This window comes from Frankia sp. AiPs1 (assembly GCF_023716945.1).
Taxonomy (GTDB): domain Bacteria; phylum Actinomycetota; class Actinomycetes; order Frankiales; family Frankiaceae; genus Frankia.
In genome coordinates this window covers 1-8,206 of record NZ_JAMQQF010000253.1, presented here as the reverse complement: position 1 = coordinate 8,206, position 8,206 = coordinate 1, and the positions used below count along the sequence as shown (strand labels likewise).

Below are 8,206 nucleotides of genomic sequence, written 5' to 3'. Positions count from 1 at the left end.
GCCCTGGCCCGGTTTGACGGTGAGCTGCTCGGCGGCAGATCCACGGCCGACGCATCTGCGGCCGGGGCCGGCGCGGCGGCGGGACCGATGGCCGGGGGACCCGCGGTCGGTGGACCGGCCGGTGGCTGAGCGGCGCGGCGGGTTCGGACCGGTGCGGCATGCATCGGTGCCGGGTGAATCGGTGCGGCGTGGGTCGGAACCGACGACGGAAGGGGGCACGGTGGGCAGGGCCGGGCTGGACAAGCGGCCGCAGGAGGTCGCGGCGATGTTCGACGGCGTGGCCGGGCGGTACGACCTGACCAACGCCGTGCTCTCCGGTGGCCTCGACGGGACCTGGCGGCGCGCCACCGCCGCCTTCCTCGATCTGCGCCCCGGCCTGCGGGTCCTCGACCTCGCCGCTGGCACGGCCACCTCCTCGCGGGCCTTCGCCGAGGCCGGCGCGGACGTCGCCGCCTGCGATTTCTCCCTGGGCATGCTGCGTGCCGGCCAGCGCCGTCTCGCCGAGAAGCCGCTGCCCGCCAGCCCGACGGGACGGGTGGTGCTGACCGCCGGGGACGGGCTGCACCTGCCCTTCCCCGACGCCGCGTTCGACCGCACGACGATCTCGTTCGGGCTGCGCAACGTGGCCGACACTGTGCGCTGCCTTGCCGAGCTGCGTCGGGTCACCCGGCCCGGCGGCTCGCTCGTCGTCTGCGAGTTCTCCCGTCCGGTGTGGGGCCCCTGGCGGACCGTCTACCTGGAGTACCTGATGCGGGCGTTGCCGAGGGTCGCCCGCACGGTCAGTAGCAGCCCGGACTCCTACGTCTACCTGGCCGAATCGATCCGGGCCTGGCCGGCCCAGGCCGAGCTCGCCGGTCTGCTGCGCGAGGCCGGCTGGTCCCGCGTCACCTGGCGCAACCTCACCGGCGGCGTCGTCGCCCTCCACCGCGGCCACGCCCCCGACTGACTCGCCCGCCCGGGGCGGCCCGGGGAGTGCGGTGCGGTACGCACGGTGGGTGCCGGTCAGCCGGGTAGGTGCGAGTCGAACCAGGTCAGGGTGCGCGACCAGGCGTCGCGGGCCGACGCCGGATGGTGGGATGCCGGGCGGGCGTCATTGTGGAAGCCGTGCCCGGCCTCGGGATAGCGGATGATCTCGGTGGGCACGGGAGCCTCGGCCGCCGCGGCCCGCAGCGCCTCGACGTCCTCGACGGGGATGCTCGGATCCTGGTCGCCGTACAGGCCGAGCCACGGTGCCTGCAGCCGCCCGGCGATCTCCAGCGGGCTCGGCTCGCCGAAGCGTCGGGTGCGGATCCCGCCGCCGTAGAACGTGACCCCCGCACCGAACGGGCGGGCCACCGCGGCCTGGAAGGCGATGCTCCCGCCCAGGCAGAAGCCGACGACGGCGCAGCGGTCCAGCGCCGTTCCCTCCTCGGCGAGGACGGCGAGGGCGGCGTCGACGTCATCCAGCAGGTCCGTGCCATCGAGGCCCTCGACCACCTTCACCGCCGAGGCGATGTCGTCGTAGTCGAAGACCGGCGAGCCGACGCGGTGGAACAGGTCGGGCGCGATCGCCCGCCAGCCGGCCCGAGCGAAGCGGTCGCACAGGCCCCGCACATGCTCGGTGAGGCCGAACGCCTCGTGCAGGACCACGACGCCGCCGCGGGCGGGACCGTCGGGTTCGGCGAGCGTCGCCAGGGCAGGCCCATCGGCGGTGGGCAGGACGACGGTCTCTTCGGTCATCGGCTCTCTCACTTCGGAACCACTGCGGATTTGGGATACTTTGCGCTTCTTCGGGGTCGGCTGACGTGGCGTGGTCGATGCGGCAGTCGGTCGGGTGGGCGGATGGGCGGTTCGGATCGCGACGAAAGGTCGTGACCGCGAGGTCAGGGTGGTTCCTTCCGGCCTGGCGCCACCCGCTTGGGCCGGCCGGGACTACCCGTTCGGGCGGCGGCGCCTGGTCCGGACGTGCCCCGCGCGAGCCCGGTGGCACCGCCGTGACGTACCGGCGCCCGCGGACGAGCGCCGCGTTTCGGGCGGCCAGCGAGTGAGTACCCCGCACAGGCGGTGATCCCACCCCGTCGGGAGAAGGTGCCATGGGCCATTTCCGGTTGTCGGCTGCGGGTAGTGGGTGAATTGCGATGCGTGACACGCCGGAGAGCCTGGCGCGGCTGTCACGCTCGGGACCAGGGGTCATGCGAAGAGGGGGGTCGGCATTGTACGCTTGCCTAGAAGTTGCGCCAGGACGCCGCGGCGGGTCCGCGTGGGTCGGGAGCCGGAAACGGTCGCTCACGGTGGTCATTGGGTTCGCGAAGTCGACTCGTCCGGTCTTCAGCGCATCCAGGTTGGTGCGATTGGCCTGCGTAGGGCCTACACTCGCCGAGGACGCTCGTGAAGAATTTCACGAGCACTCAAGCGGAGGGTCCCGGCCGGGAGTGCTCCCGGGACGGGCGGTCGAGCAGATCCGGAGCAATGGGTGGCCATGGCGACGACAAGGACTGACGGCGTGGGCGGCGGGTCGACGACCGACGCCGACGTCATCGTGGTCGGCGCCGGTCCCGGTGGCTCGTCGGCCGCCTACCACCTCGCCAGCACCGGGCTCGACGTCCTGTTGGTCGAGAAGACGACCTTCCCGCGGGAGAAGGTCTGTGGCGACGGGTTGACCCCGCGTGCCGTGCGCAGCCTCGTCGAGATGGGCATCGACACCTCGCCGGCCGCCGGCTGGGCGCGCAACAAGGGGCTGCGCATCGTCGGCGGCGGCGTGCGGATGGAACTGCCCTGGCCGGACCTGGCGAGCTGGCCCGACTACGGCCTCGTCCGCCCCCGGCTGGACTTCGACGACCTGCTCGCTCGGCATGCGGTGAAGGCCGGTGTCCGGCTGCAGGAGGGCACGGCTGTCACCGGGCCGCTGCTGGACGAGCGCACCGGCCGGGTCGTCGGCGTACTGGCGCGCACCGGGCCCGACCGGGAGCCGGTGACCTACCGCGCGCCGCTGGTCATCGCCGCGGACGGCAACAGCGCCCGGATTGCGCTGGCGCTCGGCATCCGCCGCCGGGAGGACCGGCCGCTCGGCGTCGCCGTCCGCCGCTACTACCGCAGCCCGCTCACCAATGACGACCACCTCGAGTCCCACCTCGAGCTGTGGGAGGGCCGCCCGCGCGAGAGTCGCCTGCTGCCCGGATACGGTTGGATCTTCGGCGTCGGTGATGGCACCAGCAACGTCGGTCTCGGCCTGCTGAACACCACCGACGCCTTCCAGAACACCAACTACACCGACCTGCTGCGTCGCTGGCTCGCGGCGCTGCCGCCGGAGTGGGGCTTCACCGAGGACAACGCGATCGGCCCGGTGCGCGGCAGCGCCCTGCCCATGGGCTTCAACCGGACCCCGCACTACCGCGACGGCGTGCTGCTGGTCGGCGACGCCGGCGGCATGGTCAACCCGTTCAACGGCGAGGGCATCGCCTACGCGCTGGAGTCCGGCCGGTACGCGGCCGAGGTCGCCGTGCAGGCGCTCGCCCGCGCCGAGGGGTCCGCCCGGGAACGCGCCCTCGGGCACTACCCGGCGATAATCCGCGCCCAATACGGCGGGTACTACACTCTGGGCCGATATTTCGTCCAGCTCATCGGGAACCCGACCGTGATGGCGCTCGGCACGAAGTACGGTCTGCCGCGGCCGACCCTCATGCGTTTTGTCCTTAAGATCATGGCGAATCTCACCGACCCCCGGGGAGGGGATGCGATGGACCGACTGATCAATGCCATGACCCGGCTCGCTCCCGCGGCCTGACGTGTTACCCGGGTCGATCCGGTGGCGTGCGACACGGGTCGGATCGACGGAATTCCGGTATATCGAGCACAACGATGCCGGCGCACGAGGGCCGGTGTCGGGGCGGAGTGCGACAGGGTGTCGGGGCGCTCCCGGATCGTTTTCTCCGCGGCCAGGACTGTGGGACCAGCCCGCCGTCGGAGGGCCTGGGGTCGTGCGGTGTGGGGGGAACCGGTGGAAGCGGCCGGCGAGGCAACGAAGTACCACCGGGCCAGGGGGTCTGGCCCGGACTCCAAGCGGGCGCCCCGCTTCCGGCGCCGTCATCAAATGGCCAGAAACGTGACGAACACCGAGCGCGGACCGTTTGTGTTCCGTTCACCGGGAAGCCATTCCTCATAACGTCCGGCAACACTCTTCTGAAGGGGAGGAGTTCGGCATGCTCTCGAACTACGTGCCGATCCTCGTTCTGCTGGCGATCGCGACCCTGTTCGCGGTCGGTTCCGTCGCGGCGGGCGCGCTCATCGGCCCGCGCCGGTTCAACCGCGCGAAGATCGATGCCTACGAGTGCGGGATCGAGCCCTCTCCGGCCCCGGCCGGCCCGCAGCGCTTCCCGGTGAAGTACTACAACACCGCGATGCTTTTCATCGTCTTCGACATCGAGATCATCTTCCTGTTTCCGTGGGCGGTCGCGTTCGACAGCCTCGCGGTGTTCGGCCTCGGTGCGATGGCGCTGTTCATGGCGACGATCTTCGTCGCGTACGCCTACGAGTGGCGTCGTGGAGGTCTGGAATGGGACTAGAGGAGAAGCTGCCCGGAGGAGTACTCCTCGCCAGCGTCGAGAAGCTCGCCAACTGGTCGCGGCGGTCGTCGCTGTGGCCGGCGACCTTCGGGCTGGCCTGCTGCGCGATCGAGATGATGTCCACCGGTGCCGGCCGCTACGACCTGTCCCGGTTCGGCATGGAGGTCTTCCGGGCCAGTCCCCGCCAGGCCGACCTGATGATCGTCGCCGGCCGGGTGAGCCAGAAGATGGCACCGGTGCTGCGGCAGATCTACGACCAGATGCCCGAGCCCAAGTGGGTGCTGTCGATGGGCGTCTGCGCCAGCAGCGGCGGCATGTTCAACAACTACGCCATCGTCCAGGGCGTCGACCACATCGTCCCGGTCGACATGTACCTGCCCGGCTGCCCGCCGCGGCCGGAGATGCTGATGGACGCCATCATCAAGCTGCACGAGAAGATCCTTGCCGGGCCGGTCACCGGCAAGACTCCGCACACGGAGTCCGGTTCGTCGCCCTACCCCAAGCCGATCGACGTGGCCACCGCCCGCGCCGGGCTGCCCGCGGGTGAGCTCGACACCCGGACCCTGTCCGTCAATGACCGCAAGCGCTTCCGGATCCCGACCGGCGCGCCGGTCCCGACGGGCAGCGGCGCCGTCGAACCCGTCTTCGACACCCGGCGGCCGGCGGCGATCGCCCCGCCGTCGGTGTTCGGGCGGGCCAAGAGGATCCCCGTCGACGCCAAGCCCGCCGACGAGTCGCGGGCCCACGGCCCTGGTCCGAGCACCGCCGACATCGCCGACAGCGACGCCGCCCCGGGCGGCGCGACGGCGGGTACCGGCGCCGCACAGCGGGACGCCGACCCAGGAGCGAGCCATGACACCCCCTGACGGCGGCAGCCTCGACGAGAGCGGGGCCACCGCGAACGGATCCGGCGAGCTGGTAGACGGTGGCAACCCGGACGGCGGCAACCCGGACGGCGGCAACCCGTACGGCGGCAACGGGGTGCGACCGGGACGGCGCCACGACGCGTTCGGTTCCGGCGGCACCGGCGACACTTCCGGGTTCGGCCGGCTCGTCGCCCCGGCCCCGGTGCTGGCCGCCAGCGAGCGGCCGTTCGGCGACTCCGACGCCGACGCGGTGTACGACGCGCTCGAACGCGTCTTCCCGCAACTCGGCGACGCCGTCGAGCGGGCCGTCGTCGACCGTGGCGAGCTGACCCTGCACGTGCGCCGGGAGAGTCTGCCGGCGCTGGCCCAGACCCTGCGCGACGACCCGGGACTGCGCTTCGAGCTGCTGTCGTCGCTGTCCGGAGTGGACTACCCGGACGACATCACCGGCCGCCGGCTGCACTCGGTGGTCCACCTGACCTCGATGACCTATCGCCGCCGGCTGCGGCTGGAGGTCTCCGTCGCCGACGCCGACCCCACGTTGCCGAGCCTGACCTCGGTGTGGCCCACCGCGGACTGGCACGAGCGGGAGGCCTACGACCTGTTCGGCATCGTCTACACCGGCCATCCCGGGCTGACCCGGATCATGATGCCGGACGACTGGATCGGGCACCCGCAGCGCAAGGACTACCCGCTGGGCGGCATCCCGGTCGACTACAAGGGCGCCACGGTCCCGCCGCCGGACGAGCGCCGGAGCTACTCGTGATCCCGCACCCGGCCCTGACCGGCCGCCTGCATCCCCGAGGCGACATCCGAGGTTCGCTATGACGCCCAGCACGTCGGCCCCGCACACATCCACCGCCCAGCCCACCAACGGCACTGCTCAGCCCACCGACGGCTCCTCGGCCTACGAGGCCGGCTTCACCGAATCCGCCGCCGGTCGGGTCTACACCGTCACCGGCGGCGACTGGGAGGAGATCCTCGGCGCCGGCGAGCAGGACGCCGAGCGCATCGTCGTCAACATGGGGCCGCAGCACCCCTCCACCCACGGCGTGCTGCGCCTCGTGCTGGAGATCGAGGGCGAGACGGTCACCGAGACCCGTCTCGTCATCGGCTACCTGCACACCGGGATCGAGAAGAGCTGCGAATACCGCACCTGGACCCAGGCGGTCACCTTCCTCACCCGCGCGGACTACCTGTCCCCGCTGTACAACGAGGCGGCCTACTGCCTGTCCGTGGAGAAGCTGCTCGGCATCACCGACGACATCCCCGAGCGGGCCACGGTCATCCGGGTGCTGGTGATGGAGCTGCAGCGGATCTCCTCCCATCTGGTGTGGCTGGCCACCGGCGGGATGGAGCTCGGCGCCACCACCGCGATGATCTTCGGGTTCCGGGAGCGGGAGAAGATCCTCGACCTGCTGGAACTCATCACCGGGCTGCGGATGAACCACGCGTTCATCCGGCCCGGCGGCCTGGCCCAGGACCTTCCGGACGGCACGGAGCGGGCCATCCGGGAGTTCCTCGTCGACATGCCCAAGCGGATCCGCGAGTACCACCGGCTGCTGACCGGCCAGCCGATCTGGAAGGCGCGGATGGTCGACGTCAACGTCCTCGACGCCGCCGGCTGCATCGCCCTCGGCGTCACCGGGCCGGTGCTGCGCGCCGCGGGCCTGCCCTGGGACCTGCGCAAGACCATGCCCTACTGCGGCTACGAGACCTACGAGTTCGACGTGCCGACCGCCCTGGAGGCGGACTCCTTCGCTCGTTACCTGGTGCGGCTGGAGGAGATGGGCGAGTCCCTGAAGATCGTCGAGCAGTGCCTGGACCGGCTGCGGCCGGGGCCGGTCATGGTCGCCGACAAGAAGATCGCCTGGCCCGCGCAGCTGTCGATCGGCGCCGACGGGATGGGCAACTCGCTGGCGCACATCCGGAACATCATGGGGACCTCGATGGAGGCCCTCATCCACCACTTCAAGCTGGTCACCGAGGGCTTTCGGGTGCCGCCCGGCCAGGTCTACACGCAGATCGAGTCGCCGCGCGGCGAGCTCGGCTACCACGTGGTCAGCGACGGCGGGACGAGACCGTTCCGCGTCCACGTCCGCGACCCAAGCTTCGTCAACCTGCAGGCCGTCCCGGCGCTGACCGAAGGCGGCCAGGTGGCGGACGTGATCGTCGGAGTCGCCTCGGTGGACCCGGTGCTCGGGGGAGTTGATCGGTGATGACCTTCGCACCCGAGACCCACGCCGCCGCGGCCGAGATCATCGCCCGCTACCCGGCCGGCCGCTCCCGCTCCGCGCTGCTGCCGCTGCTGCACCTGGTGCAGGCGGAGCAGGGTTGCGTGACGACCGAGGGGGTGATCTTCTGCGCGGACACGCTCGGCATCACCCAGGCCGAGGTCGGCGCGGTCGCGACCTTCTACACGATGTACAAGCGGCGGCCCGCCGGCGACTACCTCGTCTCGGTCTGCACGAACCTGTCGTGCGCGTTGCTCGGCGGGGACGAGGTCTTCGCCCGGGTCGCCGAACGCCTCGGGGTCGGCCACGACGAGACGACCCCGGACGGCTCGATCACCCTCGAACACGCCGAGTGCCTCGCCGCCTGCGACTACGCGCCGGTGATGACGGTGAACTACGAGTTCTACGACCAGGTCGATCCCGACTCGGCGCAGGCCATCGTCGAGGGCCTGCAGGCCGGCGAGCGGCCCGCGCCGACCCGCGGCGGTCCGCTGTGCTCGTTCGCCGAGACGTCCCGCCAGCTCGCCGGGTTCGGCGACCCGCGCCCGGAGGGCGTCGCGGGACC

The 8,206-nt window shown here is 71.5% G+C and carries 8 protein-coding genes; 7 read left to right on the top strand and 1 reads right to left on the bottom strand.

Going from position 1 to position 8,206, the window contains the following annotated elements:
* The first annotated feature begins 220 nt into the window (after positions 1 to 220).
* Positions 221 to 946 carry a demethylmenaquinone methyltransferase gene (locus tag ND748_RS19650; RefSeq protein WP_251747468.1) on the top strand — a complete coding sequence of 242 codons (726 nt, stop codon included), beginning with the start codon at positions 221 to 223 and terminating at the stop codon, positions 944 to 946.
* 56 nt (positions 947 to 1,002) lie between these two features.
* Here the strand turns inward: ND748_RS19650 and ND748_RS19645 are convergent, their stop codons facing one another.
* Complete coding sequence (locus ND748_RS19645) at positions 1,003 to 1,719, bottom strand: dienelactone hydrolase family protein (RefSeq protein ID WP_251747467.1); 717 nt, start codon at positions 1,717 to 1,719, stop codon at positions 1,003 to 1,005.
* 739 nt (positions 1,720 to 2,458) lie between these two features.
* Here ND748_RS19645 and ND748_RS19640 point away from each other — a divergent pair.
* The 6 genes from ND748_RS19640 to nuoE all read left to right on the top strand — a co-directional run.
* Positions 2,459 to 3,763, top strand: coding sequence for a geranylgeranyl reductase family protein (locus tag ND748_RS19640; RefSeq protein WP_251747466.1), 1,305 nt, complete (start codon positions 2,459 to 2,461; stop codon positions 3,761 to 3,763).
* 415 nt (positions 3,764 to 4,178) lie between these two features.
* Positions 4,179 to 4,541 (top strand): NADH-quinone oxidoreductase subunit A, encoded by a 363-nt coding sequence (locus tag ND748_RS19635; protein ID WP_044885120.1) that lies wholly within the window; start codon positions 4,179 to 4,181, stop codon positions 4,539 to 4,541.
* On the top strand, positions 4,532 to 5,407 hold the full coding sequence (locus tag ND748_RS35090; protein WP_374215980.1) for an NADH-quinone oxidoreductase subunit B family protein: 876 nt from the start codon (positions 4,532 to 4,534) through the stop codon (positions 5,405 to 5,407). Before ND748_RS19635 ends, ND748_RS35090 begins: the two co-directional genes overlap by 10 nt.
* Entirely contained in the window at positions 5,394 to 6,173 is a 780-nt protein-coding gene (locus tag ND748_RS19625) for an NADH-quinone oxidoreductase subunit C (RefSeq protein WP_251747465.1), read from the top strand. The genes ND748_RS35090 and ND748_RS19625 overlap by 14 nt, the downstream gene beginning before the upstream one ends.
* Positions 6,174 to 6,231: 58 nt before the next feature.
* Entirely contained in the window at positions 6,232 to 7,626 is a 1,395-nt protein-coding gene (locus ND748_RS19620; protein WP_251747464.1) for an NADH-quinone oxidoreductase subunit D, read from the top strand.
* Positions 7,626 to 8,206 (top strand): NADH-quinone oxidoreductase subunit NuoE (nuoE, locus tag ND748_RS19615; protein ID WP_251747463.1); only part of this gene is annotated, 581 nt, incomplete at its 3' end. The genes ND748_RS19620 and nuoE, both read left to right, overlap by 1 nt.